Annotated in this window: 14 protein-coding genes; 4 read left to right on the top strand and 10 right to left on the bottom strand. The window is 74.7% G+C overall.

Annotated elements, in window-relative coordinates:
• Window positions 1-9 precede the first annotated feature (9 nt).
• Both APR03_RS13750 and APR03_RS13745 read left to right on the top strand, forming a co-directional pair.
• Entirely contained in the window at window positions 10-942 is a 933-nt protein-coding gene (locus tag APR03_RS13750; protein WP_253836479.1) for a DNA-binding protein, read from the top strand.
• A 52-nt stretch (window positions 943-994) separates the two neighbouring features.
• Window positions 995-1,414 (top strand): VOC family protein, encoded by a 420-nt coding sequence (locus APR03_RS13745; protein WP_253836474.1) that lies wholly within the window; start codon window positions 995-997, stop codon window positions 1,412-1,414.
• 35 nt (window positions 1,415-1,449) lie between these two features.
• On the opposite strand, the gene APR03_RS13740 is transcribed toward APR03_RS13745, so the two are convergent.
• Window positions 1,450-2,343 carry a Vgb family protein gene (locus tag APR03_RS13740; RefSeq protein WP_253836472.1) on the bottom strand — a complete coding sequence of 298 codons (894 nt, stop codon included), beginning with the start codon at window positions 2,341-2,343 and terminating at the stop codon, window positions 1,450-1,452.
• A 124-nt stretch (window positions 2,344-2,467) separates the two neighbouring features.
• Between APR03_RS13740 and APR03_RS13735 the strand changes: the two genes are divergently transcribed.
• Complete coding sequence (locus APR03_RS13735; RefSeq protein WP_253836470.1) at window positions 2,468-3,748, top strand: CehA/McbA family metallohydrolase; 1,281 nt, start codon at window positions 2,468-2,470, stop codon at window positions 3,746-3,748.
• A 31-nt stretch (window positions 3,749-3,779) separates the two neighbouring features.
• Here APR03_RS13735 and APR03_RS13730 read toward each other — a convergent pair whose 3' ends face one another.
• From APR03_RS13730 to APR03_RS13705, 6 genes are all read right to left on the bottom strand, one after another.
• A complete protein-coding gene (locus tag APR03_RS13730) occupies window positions 3,780-5,141 on the bottom strand; it encodes an MFS transporter (protein WP_253836468.1) in 1,362 nt (453 codons plus the stop codon).
• On the bottom strand, window positions 5,138-5,950 hold the full coding sequence (locus tag APR03_RS13725) for a ChbG/HpnK family deacetylase (protein WP_253836466.1): 813 nt from the start codon (window positions 5,948-5,950) through the stop codon (window positions 5,138-5,140). Before APR03_RS13725 ends, APR03_RS13730 begins: the two co-directional genes overlap by 4 nt.
• 61 nt (window positions 5,951-6,011) lie before the next feature.
• Window positions 6,012-6,569 (bottom strand): hypothetical protein, encoded by a 558-nt coding sequence (locus APR03_RS13720; protein WP_253836464.1) that lies wholly within the window; start codon window positions 6,567-6,569, stop codon window positions 6,012-6,014.
• 210 nt (window positions 6,570-6,779) lie between these two features.
• The gene (locus tag APR03_RS13715; protein WP_253836462.1) at window positions 6,780-7,550 is read right to left on the bottom strand and encodes a hypothetical protein; all 771 of its coding nucleotides are present in this window, start codon (window positions 7,548-7,550) and stop codon (window positions 6,780-6,782) included.
• A gap of 87 nt (window positions 7,551-7,637) precedes the next feature.
• On the bottom strand, window positions 7,638-8,318 hold the full coding sequence (locus tag APR03_RS13710) for an FMN reductase (protein ID WP_253836460.1): 681 nt from the start codon (window positions 8,316-8,318) through the stop codon (window positions 7,638-7,640).
• Window positions 8,315-9,472: an LLM class flavin-dependent oxidoreductase gene (locus tag APR03_RS13705; RefSeq protein WP_253836458.1), complete on the bottom strand. Its 1,158-nt coding sequence runs from the start codon at window positions 9,470-9,472 to the stop codon at window positions 8,315-8,317. The genes APR03_RS13710 and APR03_RS13705 overlap by 4 nt, the downstream gene beginning before the upstream one ends.
• A 270-nt stretch (window positions 9,473-9,742) precedes the next feature.
• On the opposite strand from APR03_RS13705, the gene APR03_RS13700 reads away from it, so the two are divergent.
• On the top strand, window positions 9,743-10,087 hold the full coding sequence (locus APR03_RS13700; RefSeq protein WP_026365682.1) for an RNA polymerase-binding protein RbpA: 345 nt from the start codon (window positions 9,743-9,745) through the stop codon (window positions 10,085-10,087).
• Window positions 10,088-10,159: 72 nt separating this feature from the next.
• On the opposite strand, the gene lnt is transcribed toward APR03_RS13700, so the two are convergent.
• From lnt to APR03_RS13685, 3 genes are all read right to left on the bottom strand, one after another.
• Window positions 10,160-11,776, bottom strand: a complete 1,617-nt coding sequence (gene lnt, locus APR03_RS13695) for an apolipoprotein N-acyltransferase (RefSeq protein ID WP_253836457.1) — start codon at window positions 11,774-11,776, stop codon at window positions 10,160-10,162.
• 39 nt (window positions 11,777-11,815) lie between these two features.
• Window positions 11,816-13,579: an amidohydrolase gene (locus APR03_RS13690; RefSeq protein ID WP_253836456.1), complete on the bottom strand. Its 1,764-nt coding sequence runs from the start codon at window positions 13,577-13,579 to the stop codon at window positions 11,816-11,818.
• Between the two features lie 68 nt (window positions 13,580-13,647).
• Window positions 13,648-16,554: a DEAD/DEAH box helicase gene (locus APR03_RS13685; RefSeq protein ID WP_253836455.1), complete on the bottom strand. Its 2,907-nt coding sequence runs from the start codon at window positions 16,552-16,554 to the stop codon at window positions 13,648-13,650.
• Window positions 16,555-16,569 lie beyond the last annotated feature (15 nt).

The following is a 16,569-nucleotide window of genomic DNA, read 5'->3' as shown; positions in this document are numbered from 1 at the left end:
GGAACGAAGGTGCGGGACAAGGAACGGGTCTTCCAGGCGGCCGACGAGCTGACCGCCGAGGGTGCACCGGTGACGGTGACGAGCGTCCGGGAGCGCGCGGGCTGCTCCAACGCGGCAGCGACCAGGTACCTGCGGGAGTGGCGCGACGACAGGGTGGCGCAGGACGAGGCGCGCAACGCGCTCCCGGAGCTGCCCGCAGCGGTGGGCACGCTCGTCGGCCGCGGTACCGAGGCCCTGTGGCGCGCAGCGGTCGAGGCCGCACGGGCCGAGCACGAGGCGGCGGTGGCGGCGGCCGACGACGCGCTGACCGCCGTCGTCGGCGAGGCGGACGCGCTGGCCGCGCGGGTGGACGAGGCGGACGCCGAGCTGGCCCAGTTCCGCGCCGTGCTGGAGTCCGCGCGCGAGTCCGCCCGGGCCGCGCAGGAGGAGCGGTCGGCGACGGAGCGTGAGCGGGCCGAGGCGGTGGCGACGAACGCCCGGCTGGAGACCGAGCTCGCCGACGCGCGTGCAGCGCTCGCTCAGGCCCGGGACGAGCTCGCCGAGGAACGTGCCGCGGTGGTGGCCGCCGAACGGGCCCGGGCGGACGCCGAGGCGGCGCGGGCGCAGGCGGAGGGCGCCGCCGTCGGCCTGCGGGAGTCGCTCACCGATGTGCGCGCCGCACTCCAGGCGGCACGGGACGAGGGCACCCGGGCGCAGCACGACCGCGCGTCCGCCGAGGCGGCCCGGGCGGCGGCGGACGCGTCGGTGGCCCGCCTGGAGGGCGAGCTCTCCGCGGCGAAGGAGGCGCTCGCGGCGGCGCGGGCACAGGCCGCCGACGCCGAGCAGGCCCGGATCGCGGCCGTCGCCGGCCAGGCACAGGCCGAGGGCACCGCCGCGGGGCTCCGGGAGGCGTTGGAGGCCCTCCCCTCCCCCGTGCCCGCGGGGTCGCCGAGCGGGGCCTGACGGCGTCGGCGGTGCCGGTGTCGGTGTCAGTGGCGGATGGTGTGATGGCTCCATGAGCCTCAGAGGATTCGCGACCATCAACTACTGGGCCGACGACATCGCCGCGGCCGCCGACTGGTACACCGAGGTGCTCGGGGTGAAGCCGTACTTCCAGCGTCCGGGACCGGACGGCGCCCTCGCGTACGCCGAGTTCCGGATCGGTGACAACGAGGCGGAGCTGGGCCTGGTCAGCCGGTCGTTCGCGCCGCCGGGACTGTCCGCGCAGCCGGGCGGCGCCGTCATGTACTGGCACGTCGACGACCTGGAGGCCGTGGTCGCCCGGCTGCTGGAGCTGGGCGCCACCGAGCTCGAGCCTGTCACGCCGCGCGGTGACCTCGGCTTCGTGACGGCGTCCGTGGTGGACCCGTTCGGCAACGTGGTCGGGGTGATGTACAACCCGCACTACGTGGAGCAGGTCGGTTCGTCGCGGTAGCCGGGTGGGTGCGGGTCCGGCGCGTGGTGGCCGCGTCAGGCGCCGAGGCGCGCCACCCCGCCGGTCTCCAGCGCGGCCCAGACTGCCCCGTCGGGGCCCACGGTGATGCCGTGCGGTTCGGACGACGGCGTCGGCAGGTCGTGCTCGACGATCTCCCCGTCCGCGCTGATGTGGGCGATGCGGTTGGCGCCCCACTCGGTGAACCAGCACCCGCCGGCGCCGTCCGCGACGATCGCGTGCGGCTTGGCGGTCCGGTCCGGGAGGGAGAACTCCTTGATCTCGCCGTCCAGCGCGAGCCGGCCGATCTGACCCGCCGCGATCTCGGTGAACCACAGGGCCGAGTCGTCACCCGTGATCCCCACGGGCCCCGCGGCCGGCGTGGGCAGCGGGTGCACGGTGACGTCGCCGCGCACGGAGATGCGGCCGACGGCGTTCGCCTGGTTGAGCGTGAACCACAGCGCGCTGTCCGCGCCGATGGTGATCGCCGAGGGCATGCCGCCGGTGACCGGGACCTCGAACTCCGTGACCTGGCCCGTGGCGCTGACCCGCCCGACCCGGTCCGCGTTGAGCTCCGTGAACCACATGGCGCCGTCCGGCCCGGGCGCGATGCCGTACGGTCCGCAGCCGGCGGTCGGCAGGGCGAAGGACCGCACCGCGCCGTCGGGCGTGATGCGGCCGATCCGGTGGTCCGCGGTGCGGGCGAACCAGAGCGCGCCGTCGGTACCCGGGGCGATGACGGTGGGCTGGCACCCGGGGGCGTCGAGCGGGAACTCGGTGACCTCGCCGTCAAGGGTCAGGCGCGCGATGCGGCCGTTCTGCGCGAGGGTGAGCCAGAGGGCACCGTCCGGACCCGCGGTGATGCCGTACGGTCCGGCTGTCGCGTCCGTCACGGGGATCTCCGTGACGGACAGGTCCTCGGGACGGTGCACGCTTGCTCCTCGGCGAGACGGGTCGGCCGCGGCGGCGACCTGCGGGGTTCGGTCACCGCACCCTGCCTGCCCGACGGCGGTGGCGCAACCGCTTCGGGGTGTGGCTCGGCGATAGCCTCAGGGGGTGACCCGCGAGGAGCGCCGTCTGCGCCTGTCGATCGACGACCAGATCGAGCACCGGTACCTCGAGGTGCCGTTCGAGCTGCCGCGGGGCGCGACGGCGCTCGAGGTGTCCCTCGCGTACGACCGTGACGCCGCGGTGATCGACCTCGGCTGCCGCGACCCGGAGCGCTGGCGCGGATGGTCGGGCGGGGCCCGGTCCCGGTTCGTGATCGCACCGCACGCCGCCACCCCCGGGTACGAGCCGGGTGAGCTCGTCGCCGGGACGTGGGCGGTGGTGCTGGGCCTGCACGTGCTGCCCGCGGACCCGGTGGACGTGACCGTCACGGTGGCCACGGGCGTGGACGCAGGCGGCGTGGCGGACGAGGCGGACGCTCCCCCGCCGTCGTCGGGCCGGGCCGGTGCGACCAGGACCGGCCGCGACCTGCCCGCCCCTGCGGGCCTCACCTGGTACGCGGGCGACCTGCACGCGCACACCACGCACTCGGACGGGACACTGACCGTCGCCCAGCTCACCGCCGCGGCGGCCGGCCGGGGCCTGGACTTCCTCGCGGTGACCGACCACAACACCGTCTCCCACCACCCGCACCTGCCGGGCGTCGGCGCGGCGTACGACACGTGCCTGCTGCCAGGCCAGGAGGTGACCACGCACGCGGGCCACGCGAACGCGTTCGGCGACATCGGCTGGGTCGACTTCCGCCGTCCCGCGGCGCGGTGGCGTGCCGACGTCGAGGAACGGGGCGGGCTGCTGTCCGTGAACCACCCGGTCCAGGACGACTGCGGCTGGCAGCATCCCGTGCGGACGCGGTACCTGGAGCTGTGGCACATCTCGTGGTTCCTGGACCTGACGGCGACGGGCGCGTGGGCCTACCTGCGCACCCTCGGCACCCGGGCGGCGGACCTGCCCGTGCTGCTGGGCGGCAGCGACTTCCACACACCCGACCAGGGCTACCCGCCCGGCACCCCCACCACGTGGGTCGCCGCCGAGGACCGGTCGCCCGAGGCGGTCCTCGACGGGGTGCGGCAGGGCCGCACCGCGATCAGCCGGTTCCCCGGACCCGGCGAGCCCGCGCTCGTGCGGGTCGGCGACGACCTCGTGGCGCTCGACGCGGACGGCACCGTCCTGGTCGGGGCGCCGGTCGCCGACGACCCCGACGGCCCGCCCGGCGGCACGGGCCGTCGGCAGCGCGTGCGGGGCGACCGCGTCGTCGTGCACGCGCCGCGCGAGCGCGGCCCCTACCGGCTGGAGGCGCCGGACCGGATGCTGCTGGCGGTCAGTGCGTGAGAGTCGGTGCGTGAGGCTCAGTGCGTGAGGCTCAGCGCATGACGGGCGACGCGTCCTCGGGCGCGGCCGGGAGGCGGATGAACCGCGAGACCACCGTGCCGACCAGGAGCAGCGCGAACGGGTACAGCGAGAGGTAGACGCGGAAGGCTCCCGCGGGGTCGGGTCCGGGGTCGTCGCCCGAGTGGTAGCCGAAGAACACCGCGAGCGACAGCACCGCGCCCGCCGTGACCAGTGCGTTGAGGCGGCCCAGCACGCCGAACGCCGCCAGGAACAGCCCGCTGCGGTGCACGCCGTGGCGGGCGGCGTCGGCGTCGAGCACGCGTGCGATCACCAGGTCGTTCGTCGCGAGCACGCCCGAGTAGCCCACCGCCACGGCCAGGCCGCCGAGGATGCCGGTCAGCAGGTCGGTGGCGAAGTACATCGGCACGAACCCCGCGGCCGCGACGGGCAGCGCGAGCCGCCACGTCCACGCCGCGCCCTTGCGCCGCACCACCGCGGCCCACACGCTCAGCATGCCGATCGCCGCGGCGATGACCACGAGCTGCAGGATGCTGGCGTCCAACGCCGAACCCTCCAGCGTGTACTGCACGTAGAGCTGCAGGCCGCCGAGCACCAGCGCCATCGCCGCGCCGTAGCAGGCGTTGACCACGCCCACCGTCCAGAACTGCGGGGTGGAGAGCACCTCGCGCACCGAGCGGAAGAACCTCGGCCGCGGCTCGGCGTCCAGCGCGCGGTCCTCCCGCACGCCGAACGCGGTCCACAGGATGACGACGGCGGCCACGACACCGAAGATCACCGCCAGCCGGCCGTACCCCACGGCCGACCCCTCGGTGCCCAGCACCGAGCGCGCCAGCACCGGGGTCAGGGCCAGCGCGACGACCAGCGCCACGAGCTGCGCGCCCTGCCGCACCGCGTTGGCGGTGGCCCGGCGTCGCTCCTGGGTGAACAGCTCGGGCAGCAGCGCGCCGTAGCTGGCGTTGATCAGCGAGTCCGCCATCTCGGTGGTGATCGCGAAGAGCGCGAACCACACCGTGAGCCCGACCGCGGACTCGGCCACGGGCCCCGGCACGGTGAACAGCGCGACCGTGGTGCAGGCCAGCACCAGGGCACCCACCACCAGGTAGGGCCGACGCCGCCCCCAGCGCGAGCGGGTGCGGTCCGACAGGTACCCGAACACCGGGTTGTCCAGCGCGTCCAGCACGCCGTACACCGCGTACACGGTCGCGTAGACCGCGGCGTCCAGGCCCAGCAGGTCCACGTACACGAAGAACATCGAGCCCTTGACGAGGTTGATCGGCAGCGACGTGCCGAACATCCCCAGGCCGTACCGCACCGGCGACGTGCCCCCGTGCTGCGCGCCGTCGTCGGCCTCCACGCCCGCGAGCCCGCTCACCACGCACCCACCAGGTCGATGCCCTGACGGTCGATCTCGCGGGCGAGCACGGGGTCGCCCAGCAGGCGCAGCTCCCACGTGCGCTTGCGCCACCAGTCCGGGGCCGCCGCCCGCAGGCGTGCCGTGTCCGGCGCCGGGTGCAGGAAGATCTCGCTCGTGCCCTCCGGCAGCCGGGCCAGCAGACGCAGGTAGTGGTCCCGCAGCGACGGGTAGTCCCGGGCCTCCGCGTCGCCCCCGCGGTGGGTGGCGATCACGCGGGGCAGCCGCACGCCCGCGGCGTCGGCGGCCGCCACGGCGTCCGCGTGCCGCTCCCGGATGTCGGGGCGGGCGAGCAGCGGGTCTCCGTCGCCGTACAGCTCCAGCCCGCGGGGCAGGCGGAACGCCAGGCCGCGGGCGGCGCACACGCCGAGCGCCTCGCCCAGGTAGGAGCGGCCCGCGAGCCCGTAGAGCGTGCCGCGGTGGGAGTCCAGGCGGTCGGGCGCCGGCAGCCCGGCGGCGGCCGCGGCCCGCGCGACGACGTCGGCCTGCGCGGTGATCCGGTCGACGACGTCGCCGAACCCGCCCGGTGGCTCGGGCGTGGGCAGCACCACGTGCACGCCGGGTGCGACCCGGGCCCCGGACCGGGCCAGCAGCTCCACGAGGTGCTGGACGCCGGGGGCCGCACCCGGGCCCGACTCGTCGTCGGGGCTGCCGGCGGCGATGACGCCGACGGCGGTCAGCGGCGAGCCGGCCAGCAGGGCGGCGATCTCACGGTCGGCGTCGGGGTCGGTGCCGGCGTCGTCGGCGGTCAGGACGAGGCTGCGCGTCATGCGCCCAGTCTGGACCGGGCCGACCCGCCGGCGGCGGAGGACAGGCGGGTGCAGGGCTGGGTCAGGCGGTACCGATGACACTGGTGCCCAGGACCTCGCCGACCTCGCCGAGCTGCACCTCGAGGTCCCACGGCGTGGTCACGTGCGGGATGGCCGCGGGCACGCACGCCGCCATCGCGGTGTGGAGCGTCAGGCTGGCGCCGAGCGTGTCGGCGCGCCAGACGCCGGGGCCCACGACCTCGAACTCCCCCGGCCCGGTGCGGTGCAGCACCACGACGTACTCCTGCCCCTTGCGCAGCACGTCGGGCAGGCCCGACCCGGGCGGCTGCGACAGCGAACCGACCTGCGTGACCGTCATGGTCGCGTCGCCGGCGGCCGCACCCAGCAGCACCTTGCGCAGCCGCACCTCGGTCCGGGTGTAGGGCACTCGTTCCACCGTGTCGACGTGCGCGCCGTCGGCCTGCACCAGGGCGACGACGTCCGCGTCGGCGACCAGCTGCTCGACCGTGCCGTAGTCCTCGGGGGCCGTGAACTCGACGGCGCGTGCGTCGGTGACGCACGAACCGAGCAGGAGGCATGCGGTCACCGCGCCGACCAGTGCACCCGCCTGCCGTCGCATCGCTCGTGTGTTCCTCTCGTCCGGCGGGCGCCGCGTGATGCGGGCCCGTCGTGCAACGAATGCTCCTCCGTTGCACGAGCGCAGGACAAGGGTTCATGGGCGTCAACAGACCCCCGGGAGGGCGCGAGTTTGCCACGATGTGAAATCACGTGGCCACCTCGCCGCGTGGCCACCCGGGCACGCGGTGCCGGGCGGGTCAGCTGGCGCGGGTCAGGCGGCGTGGGTCTCGGCGATGGCCCGCACGAGCCCCGAGGTGGAGATGGAGCCGCTGCGGTAGCGCTCCACGGCGCGGACGAGCGCGTCGCTCACGTCACGCGGTACCCGGCTCGAACGGGTGGCCGGGTACCAGATCTCCCGCTCGAACACAGCGGTGCGGCGGGCGGGACCGCGGAACAGGCGTCCCGCGAGGGGCGGCGGCGCCGGGACGGGCGGCAGGGGCGCCGGGGGCATCGGCACGGGCGGAACCTGCCCCGCCGGACCGGGAGCCGGAGGCGGCGGCACCGGCGGCACGGAGCCGACGGTCGTCGCCCCGGGCGGCGGGGGTACCGCGGGAGCGTGAACCGCGGGAGCCGGGGGCGGCGGAACCTGCGCAGCGGGCCGGTCCGCGAGCCGCGAGGCCCGGTACCGGGCGCCCGGGTTCCAGCGCAGGGTGGGCGCCTCCGGCGTCACACGCCGGACGCCGGTGCTCGCCCGGCGTGGCGCCTCGGCCTCGGGAGCCTCCGCGTCCTGGACGACGGCTGCCCCGGTCGCCGCCTCGATCGCCGTCTCGGTGCCCGCCTCCGCAGGCGCCGGGTCGGGTGCCGCGACGCGGGCCGCCGCGGCCTGGTCGGCGTGCGCCTTGCGCAACGCGGCCACGATCCGCGCGATCCGGTCGGTGTCGGCGGCCACGTAGGGGGCGCTCGCGGTGGTGGTTTCCGCCGTGGTCTCGGCGACCGGCTCTCCGGACCCGTCCGGGACAGGCTGCTGCGTACCGTCCACCATGACCACGCTCCCTCGCCCTCGTGCCACGACCCCTCGTGGCCGATGTCCCTTATGTTCCCTGCCGGGGCGGGGGCGTGCAAGCCCTGGTCAGTCGCCTCCGAGCAGGTCGAGGAAGCTGGGCGTCGTCGCGAACGGGTCGGGGGGTCCGGTGCGTTGGCGGCGGTCGGCCACTACGGCGGCCAGGGTCCGGCCGGCGCGGTCGATGCGTTCGGGTAGCGCGGTGCCGCCGTCGTGCTCGTGGCCGCCGGCTTGTGCCCAGTCGTCGGTGGCTGCGAACACCGAGGTGGTCACGACGTCGGCGCGCAGGTAGGTGAACAGGGGGCGCATGGAGTATTCCAGGGCCAGGGAGTGGCGTGGTGTGCCGCCGGTCGCGCCGAGCAGCACGGGCATGCCGGTCAGGGCGTCCTTGTCGAGGATGTCGAGGAACGACTTGAACAGCCCGGAGTAGGTGGTGGTGAACAAGGGGCTGACGGCGATGACGGCGTCGGCCCGGGTGATGGTCTGGATGTCGCGTGCCAGGTCACCGGTGGGGAACCCGGTGAGCATGGCGTCGATGACGGCGTGGGCGTGGTCGCGCAGCTCGATCGTCTCGACGGTCGCGGGCTGGCCCAGGGCGGCGAGCTCGCGGACGGTGGCCTCGGCCAGGCGGTCGGCCAGCAGGCGGGTTGAGGAGGGCTGGCCGAGCCCGGCGTGCACGACCGCGATCGTGCGACCGGGCTGGTCCTGTCCGGGGGTGCCGGGCTGGGGGGTGCCGGGGGCTGCGGTCACGAGAGGACCTCTTCGGCGCGCCGGCCGGTGTACTGGTCCCCGCCCTCGCCCACGTGGGTGGCGGCGGTCTCGCCCTTGGCGCGGGCGGCGGCCACGCGCTCGGCGTGCGTGGGCGGGTTGGCCGGCACGTCGGCGGGCAGCTTGGCGTCGGCGATCTTGCGCAGCTCGGGCACGACGTCGGAGGCCAGGATGTCGATCTGCTCCAGCACGGTCTTCAGGGGCAGGCCGGCGTGGTCGATCAGGAACAGCTGGCGCTGGTAGTAGCCGACCTCGTCGATGAACGACCCGTAGCGGTCGATGACCTGCTGCGGGGAGCCGACGGTCAGGGGCGTGTCGCGCGTGAAGTCCTCCATGGACGGGCCGTGCCCGTAGACGGGCGCGTTGTCGAAGTAGGGGCGGAACTCGGTCCAGGCGTCCTGGCTGTTCTTGCGGATGAAGGCCTGCCCGCCCAGGCCCACGATCGCCTGGTCGGCCCGGCCGTGGCCGTAGTGCTCGAACCGCTGACGGTAGAACTGGATCATCTGCTTGGTGTGGCTGATGGGCCAGAAGATGTTGTTGTGCAGGAACCCGTCGCCGTAGTAGGCGGCCTGCTCGGCGATCTCGGGGCTGCGGATCGAGCCGTGCCACACGAACGGCGGCACGCCGTCCAGGGGCCGGGGGGTGGCGGTGAAGCCCTGCAGCGGGGTGCGGAACTTGCCCTCCCAGTCCACGACGTCCTCGGTCCACAGGCGGCGCACCAGGGCGTAGTTCTCGATCGCCAGCGGGATGCCCTGGCGGATGTCCTGGCCGAACCACGGGTAGACGGGGCCGGTGTTGCCGCGGCCCATCATGAGGTCCATGCGGCCCTCGGAGATCACCTGGAGCATCGCGTACTCCTCGGCGATCCGCACCGGGTCGTTGGTCGTGATCAGGGTGGTGGCCGTGGACAGTGTGATGTCCTTGGTCACCCCCGCCAGGTAGCCGAGCATCGTGGTCGGGCTGGAGGCCACGAACGGCGGGTTGTGGTGCTCACCGGTGGCGAACACGTCCAGACCTGCCTGGTCGGCGTGCTTCGCGATCGTGAGCATCGCCCGGACCCGCTCGGTGTCGTCCGGCGTGCGGCCCGTGGTCGGGTCCGTCGTCACGTCACTGACACTGAAGATCCCGAACTGCATGATGGAGCGCTCCCCTCAGGTTGTTTCATGCATCTGCATGAACATCCGGCTCAACCGGGTGGTGGACTCGATTGTTCCCCGGCGGCCACCCGTACCCGCCCGGACGCACGTGAGATCGCGCACATCAGCGCCCAGTTTGCCCGGAGTGCGCTTGCGAGCGCACCTGCGACGCGTAGCCTGATCAGGCGGCTGGAACATCACCGAGGGTCCCTGCGTTGGCACTACGGACCTTTTTCCACCACCCATCCCGACAACCCTCTGGAGGACATCGTGCCCGACCGGTCCCTGCGCGGTATGAGCATCGGTAGTAAGAGCATGGAGTCCGACGAGGGCGTGGACTTCGCCCCTCGGTTCCAGGCCTACTACGACTGCCCCAACGGCCACACCATCATCCTGCCCTTCGCCACCGACGCGGACGTCCCCCCGATCTGGGAGTGCCGCTGCGGCGAGGAGGCGCTGCTCCGCGACGCCGAGAAGCCCGAGCCCAAGGCCACCAAGCCTCAGCGCACCCACTGGGACATGCTGCTGGAGCGCCGCACCGTCAAGGAGCTCGAGGACCTGCTCGACGAGCGCCTGGAGCTCCTGCGCGCCGGCAAGCTGCGCCGCTCGGCCTGACGCCCACGGCGTCGCCGCGACAGCCGACGAGGACCGCCGCCCGGACCACACGGTCCGGGCGGCGGTCTTCTGTCATGCCTGCGCCGTGCGCGGGCGGCCCGCGATGCCCGTCACCAGACCCGTGACGACCAGCAGCACCGCCAGGCCGCCCACCACCCACCCCGGCCAGTACCCCGCCGCCACCGCCGGCGTGACCGACGACCGCAACGGCAGGTGAGCGACGAACTCGTCCGCCGTGAACAGCCCCGTGCTGCGCACCACCGTGCCGTCCGGCGTGATCACCCCCGAGACCCCCACCGTCGAGATCTGCACCGTCGCCCGGCCCGTCGTGATCGCCTGCACCCGCGACATCGCCAGCTGCTGCGTCGACTCCGCCGTGAACCCGAACGACGCGTTGTTCGTCGGCACCACCAGCACCTGCGCGCCCTGGAGCACCGCGTCCCGCACGATCTCGTCGTACGCCACCTCGAAGCAGATCACCGTACCCAGGCGGTGGTCCCCCTGCCCCAGCCGGCTCGGCACGTCCACGAACGGCGGGTTCACCCCCGCGATCATGTCCGTCGTGACCCGGTCCACCTGGTCCGAGAACACCCGCAGCACCGACCGCAGCGGGATGTACTCACCGAACGGCGCCGGATGCTGCTTCGCGTACCGCCCGATCACCCCGGTGCCCGCCTGCCACAGCAGCGACACGTTGTACCGCCCACCCGTCTCCGGGAACTCCTGCGCACCCACCAGGATCGGCGCCCCCACCGCCGTCGCCGCCGCGTCCAGGCCCCGCGCCACGTCGGGCGCCTCCTGCGGGTCCAGGTCGCTGCCGTTCTCCGGCCACAGCACCACGTCCAGCTCCCCCGCGAAGCTCTCCGCGAGCGTGTACGTGCCCTGCAGGTGGTTGTTCAGCACCTCGGCCCGGTTCGCGAACGCACCCAGGCCCGGCTCCCCCACGTCGCCCTGCACCGCACCCGCCCAGAGCGTGCCCCGCTCCGCCAGGTCGCTGCCCGCGTCGTACACCTCCTGCCCGTCCGGCGTCGCCACCGGCCCGGCGCTCGCGGAGGCGGGCAGCGGCAGCACCAGCGGCCCGACGGCGACCGCGGCACCCAGCAGCAGGGCCCCGACGGCGCGGCCCGCCCGGGCCCGCAGCGCGGCCGCGACGGCGAGGGCGAGCAGCGCGCCGGCGAACGCGACCAGGAGGCCGACGGCGACGGTGCCGCCGAGCCACGCGGCCCGACCCGTGGGGGCGCCGGCCATGGCCCAGGCCAGCCGGCCCCAGGGGAAGCCACCGAACGGGAGCTCGGCGCGCCACTGCTCCACGGCCACGTACAGCACGGCGAACGCGGCGGCGAGCCGCCAGCCGCGGCGGCGCAGGAACCGTGCCCGGCGTGCCCAGGTCCACAGGGCGCCGAACGCGGCCAGGAACAGGGCCTCCACGGTCGACACGGCGATCCAGGGCGCGGTCTCGGTGGACTCGTGCGCCCACCACAGGTGCGGCAGGAAGAACGCGAGGCCGAACAGCAGGCCGACCAGGGCGTTCCAGGCGGCGTGGTCGCGGCCGAGGGACCAGTAGAGGACAGCGACCGCGACGAACGCGGCGGGCCAGACCCCGGCGTCGGGGAACGCGGCCCAGAGGACCAGGCCCCCGGTCACCGCGAGGAACAGGGACAGCAGCCGGGACGGCTCGGGCGCGCGCACGAGCGCAGCCTACCCGCGGCGCCGACGGCGTCGGCCGGGTCAGAACGTGTCGTGGATGACGACGCCGTCGCGCAGGGTGTGCAGGCACTCGGGGGTGGGGGCGTCGGGCGACAGGTCGGGCAGCAGGGGTGTGCCGGCGCGGGCCTCCTCGCTCCAGGACGCCAGGCGGCCGGGTGCGGCCTGCACGCCGAGCTGCTCGGCACGCCACACGGCCAGGTGGGCGGGGGCGCCGACGCGCAGCTGTCCGGCGCCGGTGTGGTCGAGGCCGGCCAGGCGCCACCCGCCGCGGGTGTGGGCGCGGAAGGCGGCCCCGGCGGAGATGCGCTGGTCGGGGTCCTCGTGGCCGGTCGCGGCGCGCACGCCCTGCCAGGGGTCCACGGGGGTGACGGGGGTGTCCGAGCCGAACGCGAGCGGCACACCGGCCTGCGCGAGGTCGGCGAACGGCATGAGCGACCCGGCGCGCGCGGCGCCCAGCCGGGTCACGTACACGCCCTGGCCGCCGCCGGCCCGGGTGTTGAACGCTGTGTCGAACGCGGGCTGCACCGACAGGCCCACGCCCCGCACGAGCAGCGCGGCCAGCGTGGTCGCGTCGACGAACAGGGCGTGCTCGATGCGGTGGTGGCCGGCGCGCACGGCGCTGTCGCCGGTGATCTGCGCGGCGACCTGCAGGCCGAGCACCATCTCGTCCATGGCGCGGTCGCCGATGACGTGGAACGCGCCCTGCACGCCTGCCTCCTGGACGGCGGCCAGGTGGTGGGCGATCTGGTCGGCGTTCAGGTACAGGTTCCCGGTCCAGGGCGTGCCGTCGGGGTTGGTCAGGGTGCCGGTGAACGACGCCGAGGACGGGTCGGCGGGCAGGTCGGAGTAGGGGCTGCGCAGCGCGGCGGTGCGGGACCCGATGGACCCGTCGACGTTGAGGTCGCCGCCGATGCCGGACAGGAACGGCAGCTCGGCCAGCAGCGCGCGGGCGTCGTCGGCGGTGCGGCACAGCTCGCCACGGTAGGCGGCCAGGTGCGGCAGGCCGCCGGCCGGGTCGCTGGTCAGGGCGTGCAGCTCGGCCAGCCCGGCGCGGGTGTCGAGGTGCTCGCCGCTCATCTCGTGCACGGACACGATGCCGCGGGCGGCCCACGCGGCGAGGGTGTCGCGGTACAGGCGGGTGCGGTGCTCGGCGGTCAGGGTGTGCGCCACGGCGCGCACGGTGTGGTGCAGGTCCGCGGTGACCAGGCCGGTCTGGGCGGGGGCGTCCGACCACCCGGAGCCGGACAGGCCGGTGCCGGTCCAGGCGGGGTCGTGCTCGATGCCGGCGCGGGCGGCCATCGCGCTGGACACGACCGCGGAGTGCACGTCGACGCGGGCCGCGTACACGGCGCGCCCGCCGCACGCGGCGTCCAGCTCCGAGCGGGTGAACGCCCGCCGTTCGGGCCAGGCCTGCTCGTCCCACCCGAACGCGAGGAGCACCCGCTCGCCCGACGGGTCGGACACCTCCAGGCGGCGTGACCGGCCGTGCAGCACGGCCAGCGCCTCACCGAGGGACCGCACTCCCCCGCCGACGCTCAGGTCCACCGAGTCGGCGGCCAGGCCGCTCTCCAGGACGTGCGCGTGCGCGTCGACGAACCCCGGGGTGACCAGGGCTCCGTCCAGGTCGACGACGCGGTCGGCGCGCGCGGCCAGCCCGGCGGCGGTGTCGTCGGCACCGAGCCAGGCCACCACGCCGTCGTCCACGAGGATCGCCTCGGCGAACGGGTCGGCGGCGGAATGGACCACACCGTTGCGGTACAGGATGGATCGGACAGGCTGGCTCACGCTCGGAACTGTATGCGATCGGCAGCATCCGGGCGCGACCGCGCAGGCAGGACCACCCGCGGTTCACCTCACAGGCTGGAGTAGGCCACCACCCCGCGCAGCACGGCGTCCTGCGCCTTGCGGGCCGTGGTGCGCAGCCTCTCGGACGGCGCGGCGCCGCCGAGCTGGTCGAGCACGTCGACCACCTGCTTGCACCAGCGCACGAAGTCGCCGGCCGCGAGGTCGGAGCCGCGCAGCACGCTGTCCAGGCCCTTGCCGGACGCCCACCGGTGCATCGCCCCGACCAGGCCCAGGTCGAGCGGCCCGGTCGCGTCGATGCCGTGCGCCTCCTCCAGGTCGTCCACCTCGGACCACACCCGCTGGGTGTCGTCCAGGACGGCGGCCAGGCGCCCGGTCGGCCCGCCGGGGATGTACGGGTCGGGGGCGTCGTCCCGCCGCCCCTGGTAGACGACCGTGGACACGACGGCGGCGAGGCCCGCCGGGTCGAGGCCGTCCCACACGCCGCGGCGCAGGCACTCGGCCAGCAGCAGGTCGTTCTCCGCGTACAGGCGGCGCAGCCACCGCCCGTCGTCGGTCACCCGCACCCGCTTCTCGGTGCGCTGCAGGTACCCGAGGGTGAGCAGCACGTCCAGGGTGCGGTCGAAGGTGCGCGCGATGGACCCGGTGCGGCCCTCGACGCGGCGCACGAGCTGGTCGTGCTCCCGCTTGAGCTTGTTCCACCGCTCGGCCCAGCGGGCGTGGTCGTCCCGGTCCGGGCAGGCGTGGCAGGGGTGGTTCTTCAGTGCCGTGCGCAGGCGGGCGAGCTCGGTGTCGGTGGCGGCGTCGGCACGGCGGCGCGGGTTGCCGCCGCGGGCGGCCCGGCCCGCACCGACCGGGCTGCTGGACGTGTGCGCGGAGGGCACGTCGTCCGCCATGGCGCCGAGCGCGTTGCGCATCGTGGAGACCAGGTCGCGGCGCGCGTCGGGCTTGCGCGGGTTGAACGACTTGGGGATCTTCACGGTGGTGACGGTCACCAGGCCGTCCGGCGCGTCGGCCAGGGTGAGCTTCTTGACCTGCCGCTCCTGGGTGAGCACGGTGGGGCGGGGCCCGTCGAACCCGCCCGGCTCGCCCGGGTCGAGCACGAGCACGTACCCGCGCCGGCGCCCGGACGGCACCTCCACGACGTCACCGCGGCGCAGCTTCTCCAGGGACGCGACGACCTCGGCCCGCCGCGCGCCGGTGGCCGCGCGGGACAGCTCGCGCTCGCGGTCCTTGATGGCGCGCCGCAGGTCCATGTACTGGGCGAAGTCGCCGACGTCGCAGGTCATGGCCTTCGCGTACCCGTCGAGGGCCTCGGCGTGCGCCTGGGCCTGCTTGGCCAGGCCGACGACGCCGCGGTCGGCCTGGAACTGCGCGAAGGAGGTCTCCAGGACCTCGCGGGCGCGGTCGCGGCCGACCTGGGCGACGAGGTTGACGGCCATGTTGTAGGTGGGCCGGAAGCTGGACCGCAGCGGGTACAGGCGCTTGGACGCGAGACCGGCCAGCGCGACGGGGTCCAGGGCGGGGTGGTCGACGACGACGGCGTGCCCCTCGATGTCGATGCCGCGGCGTCCGGCGCGCCCGGTGAGCTGCGTGAACTCGCCGGGGGTGACGGGTACGTGGCTGGTGCCGTCCCACTTGACGAGCTTGTCCAGCACGACGGACCGGGCGGGCATGTTGATGCCCAGGGCGAGGGTCTCGGTGGCGAACACGACCTTGACCAGGCCGCGGGAGAAGAGGTCCTCGACGGTCTCCTTGAACACGGGCAGCATGCCGGCGTGGTGGGCGGCGACGCCGCGCGCCAGGGCCTGCGACCAGGACCAGTAGCCGAGCACGTCGAGGTCCTCGGGCGGGATGGCGGCGGTGCGTTCCTCCACGACGGCGCGGATCGTGGCCTCCTCCTGCGGGGTGGTCAGCCGCAGGCCGGCCTTGAGGCACTGGTCGACGGCGGCCTCGCACCCGGCGCGGGAGAACACGAAGTAGATGGCGGGCAGCAGCCCGTCGGCGTCCAGGGCGTCGATGACGACGAACCGTGGCGGGGTGCGGCGGGCCGGCCCCATGTCGCTGCCGTGGCCGCCGGTGCGGCGCCCGCCGGGCCCGCGGTAGCCGCGGTCGCCCCTGCCCCGGTAGCCGCGACCGCGTCCGCCGTGGTCGCCGGGGCGGGTGCCGCCCCGCCCGGAGCGGAACGCGGCGGACAGGTCGGGGTTGATGGGCGGGCTGGTGCCGGGGTCGGTCGGGTCGACGTGCCCGGCGTACAGGTCCAGCAGGCGCGGCTTGCCGCGCGGCTCCGGGGAGGACATGAGCACGTGCTGCCACAGGGGCACGGGGCGTCGTTCGGAGACGACGACGGCGGTGTCGCCGCGCACCATCTCGAGCCAGTCGCCGAACTCCTCCGCGTTGGACACGGTGGCCGACAGGGACACGAGCTGCACGTCGTCGGAGAGGTGGATGATGACCTCTTCCCACACGGGGCCGCGGAACCGGTCGGCGAGGTAGTGCACCTCGTCCATGACGACGTAGGCCAGGCCGTCCAGGGTGGTGGACCCGGCGTACAGCATGTTGCGCAGCACCTCGGTGGTCATGACGACCACGGGCGCGTCACCGTTGATGGTGGTGTCGCCGGTGAGCAGGCCGACGTTGTCCGCGCCGTGGCGGCGCACCAGGTCGGCGTACTTCTGGTTGGACAGCGCCTTGATGGGCGTGGTGTAGAACGCCTTGCGTCCGGAGGCGAGGGCCAGGTGCACGGCGAACTCGCCCACGACGGTCTTGCCCGCCCCGGTGGGCGCGGCGACCAGGACGCCGCGGCCCTGCTCGAGGGCCTCGCACGCGGTGACCTGGAAGTCGTCGAGGTCGAACCCGACGACCTCCCGGAACCGTGCCAGCTCGGGGTGCTGAGCCGCGGAACGACTCCGGGTCCGAAAAGCCGTGTACCGCTCCGAAGGGCTCAGGTCGTTCATGAGGGACAGCCTACG

Origin of the sequence: Promicromonospora thailandica (assembly GCF_024171955.1) — a bacterium.
GTDB classification, from domain to species: domain Bacteria; phylum Actinomycetota; class Actinomycetes; order Actinomycetales; family Cellulomonadaceae; genus Promicromonospora; species Promicromonospora thailandica.
This window is presented reverse-complemented; position numbering and strand designations above follow the sequence as displayed.